Source organism: Rhizobium leguminosarum bv. trifolii WSM2297, assembly GCF_000271845.1.
Genome location: NZ_JH719393.1, coordinates 1,208,442 through 1,229,179 on the forward strand (window position 1 = coordinate 1,208,442; position 20,738 = coordinate 1,229,179).

The 20,738-nt window shown below is 58.3% G+C and carries 14 protein-coding genes; 3 read left to right on the forward strand and 11 right to left on the reverse strand.

Going from position 1 to position 20,738, the window contains the following annotated elements:
• A partial coding sequence (locus RLEG4DRAFT_RS59925; protein ID WP_003576842.1) for a N,N-dimethylformamidase beta subunit family domain-containing protein occupies positions 1–3,885 on the reverse strand: 3,885 nt, incomplete at its 3' end.
• A 530-nt stretch (positions 3,886–4,415) separates the two neighbouring features.
• Between RLEG4DRAFT_RS59925 and RLEG4DRAFT_RS59930 the strand changes: the two genes are divergently transcribed.
• Positions 4,416–5,741: a polysaccharide biosynthesis/export family protein gene (locus RLEG4DRAFT_RS59930; RefSeq protein ID WP_245277935.1), complete on the forward strand. Its 1,326-nt coding sequence runs from the start codon at positions 4,416–4,418 to the stop codon at positions 5,739–5,741.
• Between the two features lie 136 nt (positions 5,742–5,877).
• Positions 5,878–7,386 carry an O-antigen translocase gene (locus tag RLEG4DRAFT_RS59935; RefSeq protein WP_003576838.1) on the forward strand — a complete coding sequence of 503 codons (1,509 nt, stop codon included), beginning with the start codon at positions 5,878–5,880 and terminating at the stop codon, positions 7,384–7,386.
• Between the two features lie 255 nt (positions 7,387–7,641).
• Here the strand turns inward: RLEG4DRAFT_RS59935 and RLEG4DRAFT_RS59940 are convergent, their stop codons facing one another.
• Genes RLEG4DRAFT_RS59940 through RLEG4DRAFT_RS59965 form a run of 6 tightly spaced genes read right to left on the reverse strand, consistent with a single transcriptional unit; the run spans position 7,642 to position 13,185 of the window.
• Positions 7,642–8,871 carry a DegT/DnrJ/EryC1/StrS family aminotransferase gene (locus tag RLEG4DRAFT_RS59940; RefSeq protein WP_003576836.1) on the reverse strand — a complete coding sequence of 410 codons (1,230 nt, stop codon included), beginning with the start codon at positions 8,869–8,871 and terminating at the stop codon, positions 7,642–7,644.
• On the reverse strand, positions 8,868–9,839 hold the full coding sequence (locus RLEG4DRAFT_RS59945; RefSeq protein ID WP_003576834.1) for an NAD-dependent epimerase/dehydratase family protein: 972 nt from the start codon (positions 9,837–9,839) through the stop codon (positions 8,868–8,870). The genes RLEG4DRAFT_RS59940 and RLEG4DRAFT_RS59945 overlap by 4 nt, the downstream gene beginning before the upstream one ends.
• A complete protein-coding gene (locus RLEG4DRAFT_RS59950; RefSeq protein WP_003576832.1) occupies positions 9,836–10,555 on the reverse strand; it encodes an acyltransferase in 720 nt (239 codons plus the stop codon). The genes RLEG4DRAFT_RS59945 and RLEG4DRAFT_RS59950 overlap by 4 nt, the downstream gene beginning before the upstream one ends.
• The gene (locus tag RLEG4DRAFT_RS59955; protein ID WP_003576830.1) at positions 10,545–11,648 is read right to left on the reverse strand and encodes a DegT/DnrJ/EryC1/StrS family aminotransferase; all 1,104 of its coding nucleotides are present in this window, start codon (positions 11,646–11,648) and stop codon (positions 10,545–10,547) included. Before RLEG4DRAFT_RS59955 ends, RLEG4DRAFT_RS59950 begins: the two co-directional genes overlap by 11 nt.
• Complete coding sequence (locus RLEG4DRAFT_RS59960; protein WP_003576829.1) at positions 11,645–12,682, reverse strand: Gfo/Idh/MocA family protein; 1,038 nt, start codon at positions 12,680–12,682, stop codon at positions 11,645–11,647. Before RLEG4DRAFT_RS59960 ends, RLEG4DRAFT_RS59955 begins: the two co-directional genes overlap by 4 nt.
• Positions 12,679–13,185, reverse strand: a complete 507-nt coding sequence (locus RLEG4DRAFT_RS59965) for an acyltransferase (RefSeq protein ID WP_003576826.1) — start codon at positions 13,183–13,185, stop codon at positions 12,679–12,681. The genes RLEG4DRAFT_RS59960 and RLEG4DRAFT_RS59965 overlap by 4 nt, the downstream gene beginning before the upstream one ends.
• A gap of 563 nt (positions 13,186–13,748) precedes the next feature.
• On the opposite strand from RLEG4DRAFT_RS59965, the gene RLEG4DRAFT_RS59970 reads away from it, so the two are divergent.
• Entirely contained in the window at positions 13,749–14,504 is a 756-nt protein-coding gene (locus RLEG4DRAFT_RS59970) for a response regulator transcription factor (protein ID WP_037093347.1), read from the forward strand.
• Positions 14,505–14,726: 222 nt separating this feature from the next.
• On the opposite strand, the gene RLEG4DRAFT_RS59975 is transcribed toward RLEG4DRAFT_RS59970, so the two are convergent.
• Genes RLEG4DRAFT_RS59975 through RLEG4DRAFT_RS59990 form a run of 4 tightly spaced genes read right to left on the reverse strand, consistent with a single transcriptional unit; the run spans position 14,727 to position 20,036 of the window.
• On the reverse strand, positions 14,727–16,553 hold the full coding sequence (locus RLEG4DRAFT_RS59975) for a glycosyltransferase family protein (protein ID WP_003576820.1): 1,827 nt from the start codon (positions 16,551–16,553) through the stop codon (positions 14,727–14,729).
• Positions 16,554–16,557: 4 nt separating this feature from the next.
• The gene (locus RLEG4DRAFT_RS59980; protein ID WP_003576819.1) at positions 16,558–17,601 is read right to left on the reverse strand and encodes a UDP-glucuronic acid decarboxylase family protein; all 1,044 of its coding nucleotides are present in this window, start codon (positions 17,599–17,601) and stop codon (positions 16,558–16,560) included.
• Positions 17,602–17,640: 39 nt separating this feature from the next.
• Positions 17,641–19,134, reverse strand: coding sequence for a sugar transferase (locus RLEG4DRAFT_RS59985; protein WP_003576817.1), 1,494 nt, complete (start codon positions 19,132–19,134; stop codon positions 17,641–17,643).
• A gap of 14 nt (positions 19,135–19,148) precedes the next feature.
• Entirely contained in the window at positions 19,149–20,036 is an 888-nt protein-coding gene (locus RLEG4DRAFT_RS59990) for a WecB/TagA/CpsF family glycosyltransferase (RefSeq protein ID WP_432416790.1), read from the reverse strand.
• Positions 20,037–20,738: the final 702 nt, after the last annotated feature.

Genomic DNA, 20,738 nt, shown 5'->3' on the forward strand with positions numbered 1-20,738 from the left:
CGAGGCGTTGAAGGCGAGCCAGCTCGGAAGCGCCGTGCCGTCGGCAGCCGTTGCCGAATAGGTCAGCGTCTCGCCGCTATCGACATCGGTGAAGGTGGTCGTCGGCAGCACGAAGGAGAAGGCCGAGCCGAGGGTGGCGTTCTGCGTCGCCGTCTGGACGGCGAGCACCGGTGCGTCATTGGCGCCATGGATGGTGACGGTCAGGTTTGTCGTGGAGGTGGCCCCGGCGGCATCACGCATCGTATAGCTGAAGACATCGTTCAGCGTGTTGGTCGACAGGCGCAGCGCCTGGACGGCGGAATTGTTCTCGTTGATCGTATAGGTATAAGCACCAGCTGCATTGAGAACGAGACTGCCATAGGTGCCGTTCAGCGCCGAGCCGAGGGTGCCCGATGTGGCACCGAAGCTGATTGCCGTCACCGTCTTGGTGTCGCCGGCATCCGGATCGGTGTCGTTGGTCAGTACGTTGCCGCTGGCAACCACACCGCCCGAACCATTGGCAACACCGCCCTTCTCGGTCGCATTCCCCGTATCGGCAACTGCCGTCGGCGCCGTGTTGTTTGCATTCGAGGGGTTGAACATCACATCGACCCAATAGTTCGTCTGGTCGAAGCTGCTCGTCGGGAATGCGCTGGAGGCGCCATAATTATAGACGCCGTTGCCGCTTGCCGGTGCCGTCAGCGGGCCACTGGTCACATTGGACAGGAAGTAGTTGGCGGTCGTCGAATAGTTGCCGACATTCGTATGGTAAGATGCCGTATAGGTCTGCCCGGGGGTCAACGACACCGGGCTGGTGAAATAGGCGGTCTGCCAGCCGCTGGCAGTTTCGTTGGTAAAGGTGAGGGTCGCAAGTCGCGTCCCCGTGCTTGACCAGAGCGATCCGGTATGTGTGCCGGTATCCAGGCTGCCCTTGTAAAACCGGATACCGCTCACCGTGCCCGCCGCGGAGGATTGGAATTTGACCCCGAGTTCGACTGCTGCAGTATCGTTGGTGTTGACGACCGCGGGCGTCGCGCCACCGAAGAGTGATGTAAAAGTCGGCCCGGTGACGGTGACAGTGCGTCCCGCTGAGGGTGTCTCGAGATTGATGTTGTCGTCCACCGCCCGCGACCGGATTGTATAAGTGCCTGCAATCGACGGCTGCCATGTATAGGTCCAGTTCTCGTCGCCCGTCGCCGGATGCCAGCTCGCACCGTTGTCGGTCGAGACCTCGACGCTGGCAATGACCCCGCCGCCCGTGTCGGCAGCGGTGCCTGAAATCGTCACGGTGGACCCAGCGGTCACCGTGGCGGGTACCGTGATGACGGAGGTCGGTGCAGCATGGTCCGACGAAGCGGTCGCCGCGGTAAGCCCGGATTGCAGCGTTCCCGGCTGAATGCCCATATCGGCAAGCAAATTGACCATTGCCTGCTGTACGCGAGGATCGGTCGGGGTCGCCTCGTTATCGTGATTATCGCTCAGGCCCCATGTCCAATAGACCGTGCCGGCGCCGAACACCAGCGCACCGCTGGGGGCGCGATAGAGTGTCAGATTGTGGGTCGCGGTGGCATCCCCAGTCGTGTTTCCGTAGTCGAGCAAGTAGGTGGTGACGGGCAGCGTCGTCGACGACAGCTTGACGAGGCCGGCCGGATCGAAGCCATTGTCAGGCGCTTCATCCCACTCGTAGCCAAGATAATTCTTGGTAAGCGTTGCCGTCTGGCCAGGCTGAAGGTTTGCGACGCTCGTATTGCGCCAGAAGCGCAGATTGGCGTCATCATAAGCGACCTTGATCGCACCAAGATTGCCGCCGACGTCGTCGACCTTGAATAATTGGCCGGTTAGCGAGTTCTCAGGATTGCCGCCGCCGATAGCGGGTGGACTGAAACGCGGATCACGGAATGTGCCGGTCCATTCGTTGGAAGGATCGATGCCGCTGTTGGCCCACGTCTCCTTGTAGGAGATGAGAGTGCGATAGGGCGTTCCGTCGGCGCTGTAGGCATTGCCCCAACGGGTACGCCAATAGACCTCGTTACCGCTCCAAAACATCAGGTTGACGCCCGCATCGCGTGCGGCTTCGACATTGGTCCGCTGCTGTCCCGACCAGTACTCGTCGTGCCCGGCATCGACATAGGTCTTGTGATTGAGCAACAGACTGCCATAGCGGTCGGCGTCGACGCCCGACAGATAGGAGACGTCATAACCGTTCTGTTCCAGCCAGTAGATGCCTGCATATTCGGCGCCGAACAGATAGTCCTGCGGGCCGGCATAGGTGCCGACCCCGTCGCGGGTCGCAATCGGCCTGTTGTAGCTGACCGCATAGGCACGGCCTGCCCCCTGCCCCGTCGCTGGGCCGTTGCCGCCATAGAAGTTTGCGCCACCCCAGCCGTTGTAAGCTTGCCAGGTCTCGTCTGCGGTCTGGAAGACGATGTCGCTGTGACTAGCGTCGTCGCGCACGATGAACGGAATTTGATTTTCGCCGAAGGTGCCGTCCTGACGCACGAGCTTGGCGATATACACGCCGGAGACGGCATCATCCGGTACGGCCCACGACGCCGAGACGGCCCAGTTGCCGGCGTCCACCGTGCCGGTCGTAGCATTGCGCAGCGGATTGGGCTGCGTCTGCAATCCGGTATGCTGTATGGTCGTGACCTTGCGGGCGCCCATGCCGCCATAATAGCCGAGCCGATAGATATCGATCCGGTAGTTGGTGGAATTGGTATTGATCTTGAAGCTGACGGTCGCGCCGTTGTCAACGCTGATGTCGGTCGCAAACCCCTCGATGTTGGTGCTGCCGGAGCCGCTGAGGCCCCACTCACTCTCCGGATTGCCCTGCTTCTGGTTTTCCAGCACGATCGCGTTGCTCGCCACCGCCGCGGCGGCTGCCAGATCTTGCGTTGCCAACGACCGCTGCGCAGAAGGTTGGGGTGGCTTCGTCACCGAGCCGGAAAGGACAGCGATACCCTTGGTGCCGGTTCCCGTTCCCAACTCTCCGCCGCCGGGCAATGATCCGTCTGTCATCGCCGAGTTCATCAGGTCTGCGGTTGCGCGCCAGCCCGCGAACGACGATACGTCACGATCGAGAAGCGGATCGCTGACCGAGGCGCCGATGGCCTTCTTGATCGTCGACACATAGTCCGGCCCGTCGGTAAATTTGGTTCCCGGCAACTGACCGTCCTGCTGAAGCAGGCCGCTGCCATGGGCCCAATCGAGAATCCGCGTCGGGGAGGTATAGTAGCCGCATCCGCACACGCCAAAGGGCATGCCAACCGCCAGTGCATTCGGCCCAGCATGATGCGCAGTCGACTGCGCTGACGGCGTCGACTCGAGAATGACGACCTTGCCCGAGTGAGAACGCTCGCCCCCCACGGTAGCGGAATCTGGCCCCGAAGCGGTTGGTGCAGGGCTTTGCGGCAAATACGGAGCCAGAGGATCGTCGCCTATGACGCTCATTCCAGCGTAGGTGTGCGGAAGGGTCGATGCGGCCCTGAATGCAACTCCGTCCGCATCCGGCACGAAATTCACAAAACTTGGCGTATAAGCGGAGGGTACAATTGCGGCCAGATCACCACTTCGCGATCCCATTTCGAGATTGGTTGTGAAAGCGTCAGGCAAGGGCGGCGCTGCGAGCCTATCGTCGACCCGACCGTCCGCGTCGCCGTTCAAGGCCTCTTTCTGTCCCACATCATGCTCGCTGAGCACCGCGTCCTTATGGGGATCGTCGACAAGGGCGCTTTGATTGTTTCCTGCCGCAGTTTGCACCGATGCCGCAAGTTGGGCGCTATCCCAGTGTCCTTCGGCAGGCTTGCGCGGCCTTCCCTTTCCGCCCGCGCCGACAGTGAACCATCGGGGGATCAACGTATCCACCAGGAGTGAGCGCGCAGTCCAGCGGCGAGCGTTGCGATACATGGCAGGTACCTCTCGCGAGATTGTCAGGATCGTCTATGAGGATCGCTTAAACACGAAGTTCTCAAGTATAATCGAAAATGAGCAGAGTATATCCTACGCCTTTCGCCCTACTGGCGGCATCCTTTGGGCAAGCGGCCGTGTTGCCTGGGCGGAAGCCGCGCACTGGACTATTCGAGGCATGGCAAAGGCCGTTGGAATTGCGACATCTTCGATCGGACACGAGCTGGTTTCACGCCGGAGCCGGTCGCCGTCCTTCTCGCCCAGCGCGCCTATTCCTCCGTGCAAACCTTTGATCTTCCGGTATGTTACTTCTGGGCCGCGGGGATATGCGCTCCTGCCCGATTGGGCTGAGGCCCCCGCCCCCACCTCATCAATAATGATGAGGCAAAGCAAGCGAGCTCCACCTTCCTCAAGGCTTCGCCAGACTGCACACTAGCGATGCGGCTTCGGACCTGTCGTCCGGCCGTCGAACAGAATCAAGGCATTGGACTGGCATCCGTTTAAGGATGTTTTGCAGGCGAGATATGTATATGAATTCATCGCACCGGGCCGCTTACCTGTTCTTCCGCGCGACGGCTGTCATCGGCGCCCTCGTCTTTCTCGCCGGAGCCGTGCCGCCGGCTCTCGCCAACAGCGTCCCCCCGGCTTCACAAACCTTAGCTCCACAAACGAAAATCCGCCTGACGATCGTCCAATGGATGCAGTCCAGGGGCCAATATGAACGATGGGATGCGCTCGGCGGCGAATACACCGTCTCGGATGACGGCACGGTCTTTCTGCCGTTTCTTGGATCCCTTTCCGTCGGCAATCGGACAAACGCCGACCTCACAAACGAGATTGGCAAGCGTCTGCAGGAAAAGATCGGTTTGGTTCAGGCACCGGCGGTCAACATCGAAATTCTAGAATACCCGCCAATCTACGTCGTGGGAGACGTCACCACGCCTGGGCAGTACAGTTTCCGCCCCGGATTGACCGTCCTGAAATCCCTGGCAATGAGCGGCGGGCCGCGTCGCGCCAAAGATGAGCAGCAAACGCACTCGATCCAGATCGTCGGAGAATTGCGCGAAATCGATCACTCGATCCTGCGCAGCACTGCGAGGCTGGCGCGGCTGCAGGCGGAGATGGACGGAGCCGACGCGATTACCTTCGATCAGATGACCGGCGCCGATCAGCAATTTGCCGCCGGCATATACAATGAGGAGAGGATAATCTTTCGGGCTCGCGCCAATGCGTTGGAGAGGCAATCGAGGGCGTTCACGGAATTACGCGATCTTTTGACCACTGAGATATCGACGTTGGAAGAGAAACTGACGGGCGCCGACGACAATATCAAATCCGTCGAGGACCAACTGGTCAGCGTCAAGTCCCTGGTCCAGAAAGGCCTGACGATCTCGTCGAGGCAGATGGATCTGGAACGGTTGCTGACGACTTACCGCTCCGACAAGCTCGACCTTCTCACCGCCGTCATGCGCGGCCGGCAGGCGGTCAGTGAGACGACGCGGAACCTTGAGGGACTTTACGACGCACGCCGGAGCGAAGTGGCAACCGAAGCACAGTCCGAACGGGCAAGTCTCGATCAATTCAAGCTGAAGCGCGAAACACTTCAGAAGCTACTCATCGCAGACCTGGGGAGCAATGACGGCGTCAAGACCCTCGTCGAGGACCTCCCGCTTACCTTTAGCGTGACCCGTCGCAACGATGGACAAATCAATCAGTTCCAAGCCTCGGAAACGACGATGCTGGCACCAGGCGATGTGGTGAGAGTCGTTCAGCCGCACATTTTGGATAATACGCCTCAGGCCAACACAAGCCCGTCTTTCGAGACCCAAGCGCTCGCAGATCGAGCCGGCCAGTGACCCGCGAGGTGCGCGTGTTCTCAACAAAATTGAAGCGGAGGTTCGAGCGCCATCGAGGCGCTCAGGCCGCCTGCCCCAAAGAAATCGCCCTTGATATGGACCAGCCTGTATCTCACCTGGCAGCTAGGGTTGAGTGATGACCTTGCGCATGATCCCCCCCAGCGATCAGACTTATACCCAAATCCTGAAATCGACGATGCTGATGGGCGGTTCCTCGCTGATCAATGTCGCCCTGAGCATCATTCGCAACAAGGCGCTCGCCGTTCTGCTCGGTCCGGAAGGCGTGGGGCTTCTCGGCCTTTACGGGGCAATCCTCGACATCGCGCAAGCGATTGCCGGTCTCGGCGTGAGCAGCAGCGGTGTGCGCCGGGTCGCTGAGGCGGCGGGCGCCGGCGACGACGAAAAGATCGCCCGGTCGGCGACAGCGCTCAGACGCATCTCATTGGTGCTCGGGTTGCTTGGCGGGCTTTTGCTTGCGGCGCTGGCGTTTCCGGTCTCGAAATTCACCTTCGGCGACTACCAGCACTCCGGCGGCATTGTGCTGCTCTCCCTGGCCGTATTCTTTCGGCTTGTCGCTGCCGGACAGGCTGCGTTGATCCAGGGCTTGCGGGGCATTGCAAATCTTGCCCGCATCAACGTGCTTTCAGGACTGTTCGGCACGATCGTCAGCATCCCGCTGATCTATCTGTTCGGCGAAAAGGCGATTGCACCCTCTCTCGTGGCGATCGCAGCCGTCTCGCTCCTTCCCACCTGGTGGTACAGCAAACAAATATCCACGCAGCCGCCGGCGATGTCGGCGCGCCAGTTCGGCCGGGAAGCGACAGCTCTGTTCAGGCTGGGTGTTGCTTTCATGGCAAGCGGACTTCTGACTTTCGGCGCGGCCTATGCCATCCGCATTATCGTGCTGAATGAAGGGGGCGTCGTAGCGGCGGGATTGTATCAGGCAGCCTGGGCGCTTGGCGGTCTTTACGCCGGCTTCATCCTGCAGGCGATGGGAACGGACTTCTATCCGCGCTTGACCGCAATCGCCAACAACAATGCCGAGTGCAACCGGCTGGTCAATGAGCAGGCGGAAATTAGCATATTGCTGGCCGGCCCTGGTCTGATTGCCACGTTGACCCTGGCGCCACTCGTGATGAGTTTGTTCTATTCCGCGCAATTCCATGGCGCCGTGGATCTTCTGCGCTGGATCTGCCTTGGGATGATGCTCAGGATCGTCGCCTGGCCGATGGGTTTCATCGTCCTGGCGAAGGGTGCGCAGACGATCTTCTTTTGGACGGAGGTCGCAGCAACGCTGGTGCATGTGGGGCTGGCGTGGCTCTTCGTATCGAAGCTCGGCACGCCAGGGGCCGGCATGGCGTTCTTCGGCCTTTACGTCTGGCATAGTATTCTGATTTACGTGATCGTGCGTCGGCTCACCGGATTTCGCTGGTCGCCCGCCAATCGCAGGCACGCGCTTCTTTTTCTGCCTGCTTCAGGATTGGTAGTCTCGGCCTTTTTCCTCTTACCGGAATGGTCGGCGATGGTGATTGGCTGCCTCGCCGTGGTCGTGACCGGGCTTTACTCGCTGCGCATGCTGGTCGACCTGCTTCCGCCGGAGTCGGTGCCCGCAATCGTCAGAGGATGGATCGTGAAATCCGCATAAGAAAAAGCGCGCAAGATGAGGCGGGCTGAAACCGCAGACAAACCACTGCAAAACTCGCAACGTCACCCCCGGCCTTTTGCGCCTTTTGCCGACGATCTACGAGCACAGACTAAACCACTGAAACGATTTTTTACCTGATGCAGTGATTAGAGGCTCGGCACTACCCAGGAGAGCGGAGACTTTGTCAACGAATTGAGCGCGCATCAGATGATGCGCGCTCAATGATGTTGGGTCCACATGCCGCACGGTGTCTCTTCAGGCAGGGACGACGTCCTGCTCGGGCTGATGGACGACACGCCCGGTGGTGGCCTCAGCAATGGCCTGGCGCAATGTCTCGACCACCCGGACGATATCAACCTCCGTCATCTGGGCATAAAGCGGCAGGATGATCGTTTGTTGCTGCGCAGATACGCTCCGCATCAGGCTCGTGGCAGCGCGGTGGGAGCTCTCACCCGAATAGGCGCCCTCCAGATGGATGTTCATCACACCACGCCGGGTCGAGATGCCCTGATCGAGCAGGGTCTGCATGACGGCCCGCTGGTCGACCGTAGCAGGCAATCTCACACAGAAGCTCTGCCAGTTGCTGCGAGCCCAGCGGGGCTCGGCCGGCAGAGAAAGCCCGGCAATGGTCGACAGACGTTCGCAATATTGCTCGGCAAGCATCCTGCGCTGGGCAACCAGTTCCGGCAGCCGACGCAACTGCTCGCGTCCGACGGCGGCCTGGAGATCGGTCATGCGGTAATTGTAACCCAACTCGTCATAGTCTTCGAAGATGACCTGTTTCGAGCCGTGACGAACGGCATCGGTGACGCTCATGCCATGCTGGCGCCAGAGCCGGAACTTTCGGTCATATTCGGGATTGGCCGTGGTCAACATCCCGCCATCGCCTGTCGTGACCACCTTTCTCGGGTGGAAGGAGAAGCAGGCGATGTCGCCATGCGCTTTGCCGATCTTTTCCCAACGCCCGTCCCACAGGATTTCGCTTCCCGTCGCACAGGCCGCATCCTCGATAACCGGTATCTGATGGCGCTTGCCGATTCCGACGATGGCGCGGAGATCGCAAGGCATGCCGAGTTGGTGCACGCAGAGAATTGCCTTGGTGCGGGGCGTGATTGCCCGTTCGATCAGATTGGCGTCGATGTTGTAACCATCGTCTTCTATATCGACGAAAACGGGCACCGCATCGCAGTATCGAACCGCGTTTGCGGTCGCGATGAAAGAATGGCTGACAGTGACGACTTCATCACCAGCGGTTACGCCGACCGCCTTCAGCGCCAGATGCAACGCGGTCGTGCAGTTGGACATGGCGCAGGCATGTGCGGCGCCGACAAAGGCCGCGAATTCACGCTCGAAAGCGGCGACTTCCGGCCCCTGCGTCACCCATCCCGACAGAATGACGCGGCGTGCAGCCTCAGCCTCTTCTTCACCAAGAACGGGTTTGGCGACCGGAATTGTAGCCAGAATTGTGGATTGAGACGAGCTCATGCTGCCCGCCCTCCGGCGTCGGTCTGCTTTTGCCACCAGGCAACGAGATCACGAAGCCCTTGCTCCATGGAGATCTCCGCCTTGAAGCCGAGCAGCCGTTCGGCCTTGCTGATGTCGGCAAGACGACGAGTCACGCCGTTGACCGTGCGGGCTTCCTTGTGCTCCGGCTCGAGTGAAGAACCCATAATGTCGCTCAGCAACTTGGCGAGTTCCAGCAGGCTTATTTCCTTGCCGCTGGCAACGTTGAACACCTCGTCCGTGACATCGCTTTTGGCGGCCAGAATGTTTGCGCGGGCGATGTCGCGTGCATCGACGAAGTCCATCGTCTGGCTGCCGTCCCCATAGATCAGCGGCGGCATTCCGGCCATAAGACGCTCCATCCAACGGATCAAAACTTCCGTATAGGCGCCGTAAACATCCATGCGCGGCCCATAGACGTTGAAATAACGCAGCGCGACGTAACGCAAGCCATACATTTCCGCAAAGCTGCGCAGCAGCCCCTCGTTGAAGGTCTTTGCCGCACCGTAAATCGTCCGGTTATTGTAGGGATGATGCTCTTCGGTCGTCGGGAAGCTCTCGGCCAGCCCCAGAACGGAAGCCGAGGACGCAGCAACCACCTTCGAGACACCTGCCTTGACGGCAGATTCGAGAACGTTGAACGTCCCCTCTGCCAGAACCTCAAAAGCCAATCGTGGCTCTTCCGCGCATTGCGTGATGCGGATGGCGGCCTGATGAAACACGATATCGACGCCTTCAAAGACTTTTGCCAGAAGCGCCCTGTCGCGGATATCTCCCTCGATGATATTAACGGACCCGCTGGCTATTGCCGTGCTGAGATTATCCCGGCCTCCGCGCACGAAATTGTCGAGGATGATGATCTCGCGCGGTTTTTCCAATGCGACAAGATCGGCAATATGCGACCCGATCAGACCGGCGCCGCCGGTAATGAGCACCCGTTGATTTCTCACGCTCTTCCTCCATGCGATATATCCAGCACAGGATCGGCTTCCGTGCGCCAGCGTATGAACTTCGCCGGCACGCCGGCGACAACTGAAAACGGCTCGACATCTGAGACGACAACGGCGCCCGCACCGACGATCGCGCCTTTGCCTATGCTCACGCCGGGAAGGATTGTGGCGTTCGTGCCAATGTCGGCCCATGCGCCGATACGGACCGGCTTGATTTCGAGATCGGTGCGGATGATCGGCACATCCACCGGCAGTGCCGTGTGGGTCGAGCCAAGCACCTTAGCGCCTGGCCCCCAGCCGACAGAATCCTCGATCACCAAGTCGCGCGCGTCGAAATAGGCCATCGGCCCGATCCAAACATTGTCGCCGATCCTGCATCGCCCGTCGAAGCGTCCCTGGATATAAGCCTGAGACCCGATGAACACGCCATTGCCGATCTCGAACGTCTCCGGATGTTTGAAGCCGGCGCCGCCTGCGACCTGCAGTCCTGTGCCGCAACTCCGCGTGATCGCTTGCCAAATGGCTTTGCGCATCATCGTGTCGACAACCCCGTCGCCCGTCGCGAAACGACCGTAGAGTTCGATCAGGCCGGCGCGCCCGTATGATTGCCTGAGCTCTTCGGCCAGACCGGCCTGGTATGCTGGATCTGCCGGCCTTTCATGACGGCCGTGGACCGCTTGCACGATCCGGACCTCGCCCACACGATCAACTGACATAGGCGTATTCCAGCGCTGCGGCCACCTGATCGACATGCCAAGCCGGCATCTCGGGATAGATCGGCAGTGAGAGGACCTCCCGTGCTGCAACTTCAGAGACCGGAAAGTCGCCGGCCCGGTGGCCGAGATCGGCATGCGCCTTCTGCAGGTGAACAGGGATCGGATAGTGCAGCCCGGACTGAATGCCCTCTGCGGTCAGCAGGCGCTGAAGCTCGTCGCGATCGCGGCTTCTGATGGCATAAACATGGTAGACGTGGCGCCGGTCGGCGATTTCGACAGGCATCGTCAAATTCGGCGAACCGCCCAGCAGCAATGAGTAGCGGCGGCCATGGGCGCGCCGCGCTTCGGTCCAGGCTTCGAGATGGCGGAGCTTGATGCGCAGGATCGCACCCTGAATGGCATCCATCCGGTAGTTGAAGCCCTTCAGCAGATGGTGATAACGCTGTTCCTGGCCCCAGTCGCGCAGCATGCGCATCGTCTTGGCCTGATCGTCGCTGTTTGTGACGACGATACCGCCCTCGCCGCAGGCGCCGAGATTTTTGCCGGGATAGAAGCTGAAGCAGCCGGATGCGCCGATGCTGCCGGCGCGCGCGCCTCTGTACTGCGCTCCGTGCGCCTGGCAGGCGTCCTCGATGACCGGTATCCGGTAGTGGTCGGCAATCGTCTTGATCGCGTCCATATCGGCCATCTGACCATAGAGATGGACGGGAATAATGGCCTTGGTTCGCGGCGTAATCTTTGCCTCGAGTTGAGCCGGATCCATTGTCAGCGTCACGGGCTCGACATCGACGAAGACCGGTCGTGCACCTGCGTAGCAGATTGCCGATACGGTCGCGACAAAGGTAAACGGCACGGTGATGACTTCATCGCCGGGGCCGACGCCTGCCGCAAGCAGCGACAGGTGCAGAGCACTCGTCCCGGTGTTGACCGCTATCGCATGTTTGACGTTGCAATATTCCGCGAATTCCTGCTCGAGGCGGGCGACTTCCTCGCCCAGTATGTATTGCCCCGAGGCGAGCACGCCGAGAACTGCGGCGTCGATTTCGCTCTTGATGGATTGATATTGTGCTTTGAGGTCCAGGAACGGGATCATGCGATGCGCCTCGCCTCTTCCAGCTCGATGATGCGACCGCGCTGGGCGAGCGACCGGCTTGCTGCTTCAAGGATACGAACGACACGCAGCCCGGCTTGGCCATCGGTAATGGGACGCGTACCCTGGTCGATGCAATCGACGAACTGATCCAGTTCGCGTTTCAATGCTTCGGTCATATCGAGCTTGGGTGCCCACATATCGCCGCTGCGATAGCCGACCATCATCTGGTGCACCTTCTCGCCGTAGGCGTGGGAATTCGGGTTCAGTGTGATGCCTTTGTCGTAAACCTTGATTTTTTCGCTGGGTTCGAGATCGTCGTAGACGACCATCTTGTTGCTGCCACCGATCAATGTGCGGCGCACCTTGACCGGCGCCAGCCAGTTGACGTGGATGTGGGCGATAAGCTTGCTTTCGAAGAAGAGCGTCAGATAGGCGATGTTCTCCGGCTCGCCGAGCACGTGGCTCATGCCCGTCGCAGAAACAGCCACCGGCCTTTCCTGCACAACATGGTCCAGGATGGAGAGATCATGCACCGCGAGGTCCCAGATGACGCTGACATCGTGCTGGAAGAGCCCGAGATTGACCCGAACCGAGTCGTAATAATACATGTCGCCCAGGCCGCTTTCGACCAGTTCGCACATCTTGCGCACGGCCCCGGTGTGAACGAAGGTGTGGTCCACGGCCAACACCAGGCGGCGGCGGGCGGCTTCCTCGACCATCCGCGAAGCTTCCTCCGTCGTCGATGCCATGGGCTTTTCGACAAAGACATGCTTTCCGGCCATCATAGCCTGCATTGCGAGTTTGAAATGGGTCGAGACCGGCGTTGCAATGGCGATTGCATCCACTCTCGGATCGCGCAGAACTTCCTCGAAATTGTCGGTGATGGTTACCGCGGGGTACCGGCTTTTAACCGCCGCCAACCGTTCGACATTCAGATCACAGACTGAAAGGAGCTGCGCGCCGGCCGCTTCCGAGATGTTACGAACCAGGTTTGGACCCCAATACCCATACCCAACAACAGCAATGCCGATCATCGCATTCCTCCCAACGCTTGTATGTCAACTGTCCGGTCATGAACGCGACCGGTGATTCTCGCCGGAACGCCGGCAACAATGGCGCCGTCAGGCACATCTTTGGTTACAACCGCGCCGGCGCCGACTTGTGCAGCCACTCCGACGGTCACGCCCGGCAGAATGGTGGCGTTGCTGCCGATCGACGCATGGCGCTTGACCAGAGTGGGGATGACGACCCAGTCGGCCTCCGTCTGCAGGCTGCCATCCGAATTGACGGCGCGCGGGTAGGTATCATTGGTGAACATCACCCCGTGGCCGATAAAAACGCCGTCTTCCAGCGTCACGCCTTCACAGAGGAAGGAATGGCTGGAGATCTTGCAGTCTTTTCCGACAAGGACGTTTTTCTGGATTTCAACAAAGGTGCCGATGCGCGTTCCCGCACCGATCGTGCAGCCGTAGAGATTCACAAGATCCCGATGGTGGATAACGCAACCGTCACCCAGGTTGACGTTCGATGCAATCATCCCAACTCGCCCCCTACTCTTGAACAGACCCTGATGTGGGTGAAACCGGCAATCGCAAGATTGGATCCAAGGTTTCGTTTCACCAGAGCAAATATTTCTTCCCCTTCAAAAAGAATTGTTTTCTTCATCTGAGTAAAGGGACAAAACGTTGAAGCTCATCCACCTAAAGGAGTATCTGCTTACGAAAATAGGATGACGATCGCATGCGAACGTCTAAGGTCATCGCTCGTCAGCAGCGGCAGACCATGCGCCGACTCATCCTGACTCTCCACGTTGAAGACGGCATAGTTTACATGGGTTTAGCGAGTTCGGCCGAATATATGCAGCAACCTGGTGGTCCGATATACAAATGAATTAGCTGCAGATTGATCAGTTTCGGCGATGTAACCATTTGTATCTGCCGATGGAACTTATGTACTGGGGTAACCACTATTAATTAGTTTAACATCCTCGGAACTGTGGTATTAAATTAGCACTTCTGGTAATTAAACTCCCTTATTTACAGAGGAGTTTAATATTCGACTTTGAAGTACCGCGTAAAAAAAGGCTGGGAGGACAAGGCTTTGGATACAATAAATATAAGCCACAGGCAGGAAAACGTATCTCTTCCGTTGGAGATAGAAGACGGTTCGCCGGCATTTGCCGGACCATCAAAATCAAAGCATTCGCTGGTCATTCTTGACAAGAGGGAACTTGATCGGCACTGCCTTGCGCAATGCATGGCCGCCCATACGGCGGATTTTGTTATTCTGGCGTTCGGATCGATTGAAGAGTGGAAGCAAAAGCGTGAAGAATATCCTCCGCTTTCGGCAATCCTCTTGAACGTCGGTGGCAAGACGGTCGACGACCCTGTCGTTTCGGAACAGATCAAGAGTCTTTCGTCGGAATTCGTGTCGACACCGGTCGTCATATTGTCCGATAGTGACGACTTTACCCAGATCGTCAGGGCTATCGATTACGGAGCAAAGGGTTACATACCGGCCTCCGTCAGCATTAGCGTCTGCATGGAACTGATTGCGCTATCGGTAGCAGGAGGACTTTTCGTGCCCGCAAGCGCTCTGTTCGCCATGCGTCACTTGCTGCAGTCGAACAACCCGACAACGCACCCGCTCGCCGGGATATTCACGGATCGCCAGGCCGAAGTCGTAGCAGCACTGCGGCGCGGAAAGGCAAACAAGATCATTGCCTATGAGCTCAATCTGCGGGAGAGTACCGTCAAGGTGCATGTTCGCAACATCATGAAAAAGGTCAAGGCAACCAACAGGACGGAAGTTGTGTTCAAGCTCAACGACTTGTTCCAAACAGGTATTCCGGCATGAGCGTGAGTAAGGTGTTGTTCTGACATCATTGTTGGGGCAAATCTTTCTCTTCATTGCACAAGCGAAACTGCCTTAAATTCTCGTTGGTGGCCGCAAAGCAAATCGGCCATCGACGCAGCGATTTCGTCACACGGCACCTCAGGCCGTGCGGTAGCCGCCGAAATCTGCGGAAATTTTGACGAGCGCCTTCGGCTGCAAGGCCTCGCACACATGTGGCAATCGCTAACGTCCAAACGTTGGCCTGGAGAGCGCCATTCGGATCCTGCGCAACTGACCTCTTCGCGAACGGGGAACCAGACCCCGTGCAAGGTGCCGAAAATATTCGAACTCCGGCAGAGGTGGCACGTTCGGCCTTACGCTGGTCAGACGCATTTTCATCAATAGGCTATCAATGCCCAGATAAAATCGCAGGCGCCAACGAAGATGACGTTCAACGCGTAAAGGTGCCTCACGCTCGCCCGTCTTGTTCACGGGAAGTGGGACATAACGAACGGCATTCGCAAGATCTGACTTCTGACAACGCTCAAGAATATCGGCAACCCATGAAAGCCACTCGTGATCGCTCCGCTTAGGAAGCTGGTGAATGCTTTTTCGATCGCTGGAGTGCCGTTCCGAGGCAGCCGGATTGCCTTCTCGACGCGGTAGATCGAGGATGAGGCACACGCGCCTGAGTTCCTCATGAGACAAAGATGGATAAAAGTACCGTAACCTCCGCCCCTGCTCGAAATCCCCCTTGCAGACCGAAGCAAGCAGAAAATATGCCCATTCGACCGGATCCGGGTCGGTTGCACCATAGTCGATCATCGTTATCTTGACCAAGTTCACTAAAAGGTCATAGGCGCGATCGGCATCGCCGTCACGCAATGCGCAGATGGCAAGACGCAGTTTGGCTTCAGGCAGGTAGGACACATAGTCCAGGCAGCGGACATAACAGTGCTTGGCCTCCTCAACCCTGCCCTGCTCAAGAAACAAATCGCCCTGCTTCAGCAAAGCGCGATCTCTCGCCTCACCGACAACGTGGATGCTCCCCTGCTGTGAGATACGGTCGACCTTTATGAGATCGTCGAAAGGCCCGGGTTGGATGATCTTTTCGCCGAATTGCAGGCCTCGGTTCAGCATGAACCATTGATATATCTGCGCTCTGTGCTTCAGCGTATGACGCGAGTGGACCAAATTATAACCGGCTGTCGCGATGCGCTGTATTTCGTCGGGATGAGCAAAGAGATATTCCAATCGATCAACCACGTTGTGGTGGTCGGCAAAGATACAGCTCTCCATGTCTGCAAAGCCGGCGGCCTCCACTGCTGCCGTACGTTCCGTCAATAGACAGGCGTTTGCACCGGGGATCTCGAAGTGCTTTCGCACGATCTCGCCTCCCGCGGTGCCACATGTGGGGACGACGAAGCTTGCGTTGAGCACGCGCGCATAAGCCTCTCCCGACAACAATTGAGAAGCAAGCTTGCTCTCATAGCTGTGTTGCGGCGAGACCAGGCAGGGATAGCGGTCGCGAATTATTGGAAAGACATTCTGCCGCCACGGATAAAGACCGTAGACTTGGCCCGTAAGCGTGACCGGTATGATCTTCTGCTGACCATAGTCGTGATAGACTTCGGGGTCGATGAAGTTTGGCCAGACGAACAGGCTATCCTTGAGCTCCGGCATATATTCAGGAGTCATGGTTCCAATCGAGAAATATGTCTCGATGCCCCACTGCTCCATATCGGAAAGGAAGCCACTGCGCCGGTCGCACCATGGATCGGCGTTGTGAAGGCCAAGCTTGGGAACTTGGGCATTGATGTTGGTGATTTTTATCCGCTGTGATCCATGTGACCGGTAGCCGCTTTCAAACAGCGTCAGATCCGGCTCATAGCGATCGCATATTTCCGCATAATCACAGTCGCGGTTGACGACGACAACATCGAAGTGGGTGGCGAGGCATTTGACCTGCTGCTGCATGTGCAGCAGCAGGTAACCGGCCGCCTTCGCATTGGGCTGATGGTCCCACTGGAAGAATACCAGCCTTGGTTTGCGGTGTTCGATCCTATCCATGTCCCTATCGTGCGGTTTCCTGAACGGGAAGGCCGACAGCCGGAGTAGGCAGATAGGTGTAAGGCGTTCGCGAGGACCGGATTGCGGGCGTGGTCTTGGCTCCGGCGGCAAGCTTCCACTCGAAATACGCGATCGTTTTCTCGAGCCCCTCTCGCAGGTTCACCGTCGGCTGCCAGCCCAGGTCCTCCTTTGCACGGCGGATGTCGGGCTTGCGCTGTGTCGGATCGTCAATCGGCAGAGGATTGTATACGATGCTTGATTTCGATCCCGTCATCTCGATGACCATTTCGGCGAGTTCCCGGACCTGGAATTCTCCCGGGTTACCGAGATTGATAGGACCCGTAACGCCGGCCGGCGCCCCCATCAGGCGGATGAAGCCCTCGATCAGATCGTCTACATAGCAGAAGGAACGCGTCTGCGTGCCGTTGCCGAAGATAGTGATCGGTTCGTTTTGAAGAGCCTGAACGATGAAGTTCGAGACGACGCGACCGTCATTGGTCTGCATGCGCGGCCCATAAGTATTGAAGATCCGCGCCACCCGGATTTCCACACCGTATTGACGATGATAGTCGAAGAACAATGTTTCGGCACACCGCTTGCCTTCGTCATAACATGCCCGCGGGCCAATGGGGTTGACGCTGCCTCGATACTCTTCGGGCTGAGGATGGACTGCCGGATCGCCATAAACTTCGCTGGTGGAGGCCTGAAAGATCTTCGCCTTGGTGCGTTTAGCCAAGCCGAGCATATTGATGGCCCCGTGCACATTGGTCTTCACCGTCTGCACGGGGTCGTGCTGATAGTGGACGGGAGATGCCGGGCAAGCGAGGTTATAGATCTCGTCGACCTCCACATAAAGCGGGAAGGTAATGTCATGGCGAAGAATCTCAAAGCGTGGGTCGTCGAGGAGGTGCAGCACATTGTCGCGCGAACCGGTGTAGTAGTTGTCCACGCAGAGGACGTCATTGCCCTCTCGCAAAAGCCTTTCGCACAGGAATGATCCCAGAAACCCGGTGCCGCCGGTAACCATAATTCGCTTGTGTCCGTGCATTGATGTGCTCCGTTGTTGATGGTTGGCTCGTGGAAGTGGTCAGCAGGCTCCCCTGCGCTTGAAGACCGCAGGGATTGTGCCGAGAAGAATTTGGCAGTCGAACCACAGGGACCGGTTGTCGATGTAGAACTCGTCGAGTTGCTGCTGCAGCTCGATATCCGCATCGCTTCGTTCGGATATCTGCCAAAGGCCCGTGAGCCCCGGCGTGACGGAACGGCGCTTGTCTCGAAATTCGCTGTCCATAGCCAGGAGGTGATATTCCGGAAACGGACGCGGTCCGACGATGGCCATCTCGCCCGCAATGATGTTGGCCAATTGCGGGAGCTCGTCGATACTCGAAGAGCGCAACATATGTCCTATAACCGGAAGAATGCGCGGATCGTCCTTGAGCTTGAAGTGGCTCAACCACTCGGCGCGCATAGTGGGGTTGTCTCGGAAGAGTGCTTCGAGGCGCTGTTCTGCATCTTGGTACATCGTCCGCAATTTCAGGACGCGCACCGTCTTGCCGGACCGTCCTTCCCTGGCATGGCGAAAAAAGACAGGACCTGGATCGATGGCATAGATTGCGGCCGCTGCAATTGCGACGAATGGCGCGACCACGATCGTTGCAGGAACGGCGATTGCGAGATCGAGGATCCGGCGAACCGGATCCGAGTTGACCGAACCCCCTCCGGTGGTGAGGCGAATGCCGATCTCTCCGCCGATATCGGCAGGTCGCAATCCACTGACCTTGAGGCTCGGCGTGTCGGAAAGCAAAATGACTTCGGCGAACTTGCCGCGCATCGCCGCCAGGTCGGACACAAGCGAGCCTTTGTCACCGGCAATCAGCGCAATGGATGGCCCGCCACCCGGCAATGCGTCCAAAGTATCGGGGGCAAATGGCTCGGGCCTGATGCCATACTGCCAGCGGTCGGTGAAATGTGCCACGATCGCTGGAGCAAGGTTGCCAGCCCCTACGACAACCGCGCGCTCCCCCCAAATTCCAAGTCTCCAGCAAAGGCCTCGTGCAAACCAATGCACAAGCGGCTGAGCAACCAGCCCGAGACCGAGGAACACAATAATGGCAAGCAGCAGTCCTTCCCCCTCCGGCAGGATAACCGCTCCAAATGCCGCAAGGACGGCCACCTTGACGGTAGCTATCGTGCGCCGCCGCAGATGTTCGTGATCATGCAGCCGATATCCAGGATAGAGGCCGGCCGATGCGTAAAGAACAATCGCAGCCAGTGCGGCGACCGCGAACGCACGCTCCATAATCGTGCCTTCCGAACCACCGGGAAGAAAGGACAGGAGAACGAAATAGGCAATCAAATAGCTGGCGGCGTCGCCGGCGATCAGCAAGGACGACGTTGCAAGCCGTGGAAGCCGGCGCCGCAATGCGACGGGCACAGTCAGCCCTGCCGGTACGGAGGCATCGGCAGTCCTGGCTCCTATGGGCGGCACGGACCCTGCCGAAATCGCCCGCGATGTCATGTCATTTGATGTGGATGCCTTCGACGGACCCGGTGTCATCGCTGACGGCATAAATAAGGACATGACGCTTTTACCCCCTACTGCATTTGTCCCGACGCACCCGATCCAGAAATCGCGTCTTCAATCGGAAACTTCCGAAGTCCCAGTCTCTGGAACGCTGTCAGCGAGATGAAGGTCGGCACGACGAGCGCATAACGCCGCCACAGCCGCCGCGGCTCGCACAGAAGACGAAACGCCCATTCGAAGCCGCTTCTTTGAATGAATCTCGGAGCCTGCCGCTTGAGGCCGGCGTGGAAATCGAATGCGGCTCCGACACCGATGAGCATCGATGCTTCCAGACGATCGCGCATGCGCGCCATCCAGAGTTCCTGCTTGGGACTACTCAGCCCGACCCAGATGATATCGGCGCCCGACCGATTGAGCCGGTCGGCAATATCCGTTTCCTCTTGCAGCGACAGTTTATGAAAAGGCGGCGCATAGGAGCCGACGATCCGAGCCTGCGGAAATTTTGCGAGAAGGCGTGCCTGCAACTGCTCCAATGTCTCGGCTGTTGCGCCATAAAGGAAGTGGCGCACGCCTGTTGATCTGCCGGCATCGAAAACGGATAACATCAGATCCGGTCCGTAGACCCTGTCGCTCTCCAAATGACCAGCACGTTTCAATGCCCATACCAACGGCATGCCATCGGGGGTCACGAGGAACGCCCGGTTATGTATCGACCGCAGCTCGGGGTCATCCTGGCATCGGACGATGCCGTGCGCGTCGCGAACGCACACATATTCCTTCCTGCCGTCTTCGATCGCTGCTTGAATAAATCCGGTCGCGCTTTTGAGATTTACTGCCGAGACGCGAACACCAAGGACATTCGTCCATCCTGAAGAGCCACCCGGATGAAGAAGTGAAGTTGGAATTCTGCCTACTGGTTGTTTTCTCATGACCTGCGCTCTCGCGACTGAAACTGTCATCAGAATATCCCGGCAGGTCGATTGCCTCCATACTTGCGGCTCCAGCTATTGGACGTAGAAGAGACTTCACATTTACGTCTTACGCCGGGATGGCGTACGATATTCGAAGTAAGTGTATGTACCCCACCACCTGCCATGCTGCTCTTTTTGATGACTGCAGAGCCGCAGAAGATATTCGCCATGGCTCGAACAAAGCTCGTGAGGTTTAGCGCGGACAAAGCCGGAAGAGAGACATGTTCAAACCAATCGCGAAATGAAGGCCCCGGCCGGCAAACCTTAAGAGATGCCCCAATCAGCTACGGAAAGACCGAAGTCTTGAGGGCTATGTATAGATCACGGAAGCCCTGCCCCCTGAGCAGATGAACGCTTGGAGTTGGTCGACGAACAATCGCTGAGGACGGAAGTCGGTATCAGCACGGTGAAAAATTACAGCGTCATGCCCAGCATGCCGCCGAGGAAGTCGCTAGATTCTGACTCCGATACAATCCTCAATCATCTCAAGGAAATTACGCACCAATATCGGAATGAAGGGCCGCCCGCGAATTGAAGCTTCGACCGAAATCTCATCTCCACTGCCTGGTAAAGAGCATGTCCGAAAGGGGCCCGCGCGTGCGCGCGGCAATGCCATCATTTAATGTGCGGAACGAACATGCGGGCAAATGCCGACGCTGGTTGACAGGAGCCAGAAGATCTCCAAAGCGA

Excerpts from the sequence above, each read along its gene's own strand:
- RLEG4DRAFT_RS59965 (WP_003576826.1), bottom strand. The coding sequence starts at position 13,185 with ATGATTGCATCGAACGTCAACCTGGGTGACGGTTGCGTTATCCACCAT.
- RLEG4DRAFT_RS59975 (WP_003576820.1), bottom strand. The coding sequence starts at position 16,553 with ATGGATAGGATCGAACACCGCAAACCAAGGCTGGTATTCTTCCAGTGG.
- RLEG4DRAFT_RS59935 (WP_003576838.1), top strand. The coding sequence starts at position 5,878 with ATGACCTTGCGCATGATCCCCCCCAGCGATCAGACTTATACCCAAATC.
- RLEG4DRAFT_RS59960 (WP_003576829.1), bottom strand. The coding sequence starts at position 12,682 with ATGATCGGCATTGCTGTTGTTGGGTATGGGTATTGGGGTCCAAACCTG.
- RLEG4DRAFT_RS59940 (WP_003576836.1), bottom strand. The coding sequence starts at position 8,871 with ATGAGCTCGTCTCAATCCACAATTCTGGCTACAATTCCGGTCGCCAAA.
- RLEG4DRAFT_RS59930 (WP_245277935.1), top strand. The coding sequence starts at position 4,416 with ATGAATTCATCGCACCGGGCCGCTTACCTGTTCTTCCGCGCGACGGCT.
- RLEG4DRAFT_RS59990 (WP_432416790.1), bottom strand. The coding sequence starts at position 20,036 with ATGACAGTTTCAGTCGCGAGAGCGCAGGTCATGAGAAAACAACCAGTA.
- RLEG4DRAFT_RS59985 (WP_003576817.1), bottom strand. The coding sequence starts at position 19,134 with ATGTCCTTATTTATGCCGTCAGCGATGACACCGGGTCCGTCGAAGGCA.
- RLEG4DRAFT_RS59980 (WP_003576819.1), bottom strand. The coding sequence starts at position 17,601 with ATGCACGGACACAAGCGAATTATGGTTACCGGCGGCACCGGGTTTCTG.
- RLEG4DRAFT_RS59955 (WP_003576830.1), bottom strand. The coding sequence starts at position 11,648 with ATGATCCCGTTCCTGGACCTCAAAGCACAATATCAATCCATCAAGAGC.
- RLEG4DRAFT_RS59950 (WP_003576832.1), bottom strand. The coding sequence starts at position 10,555 with ATGTCAGTTGATCGTGTGGGCGAGGTCCGGATCGTGCAAGCGGTCCAC.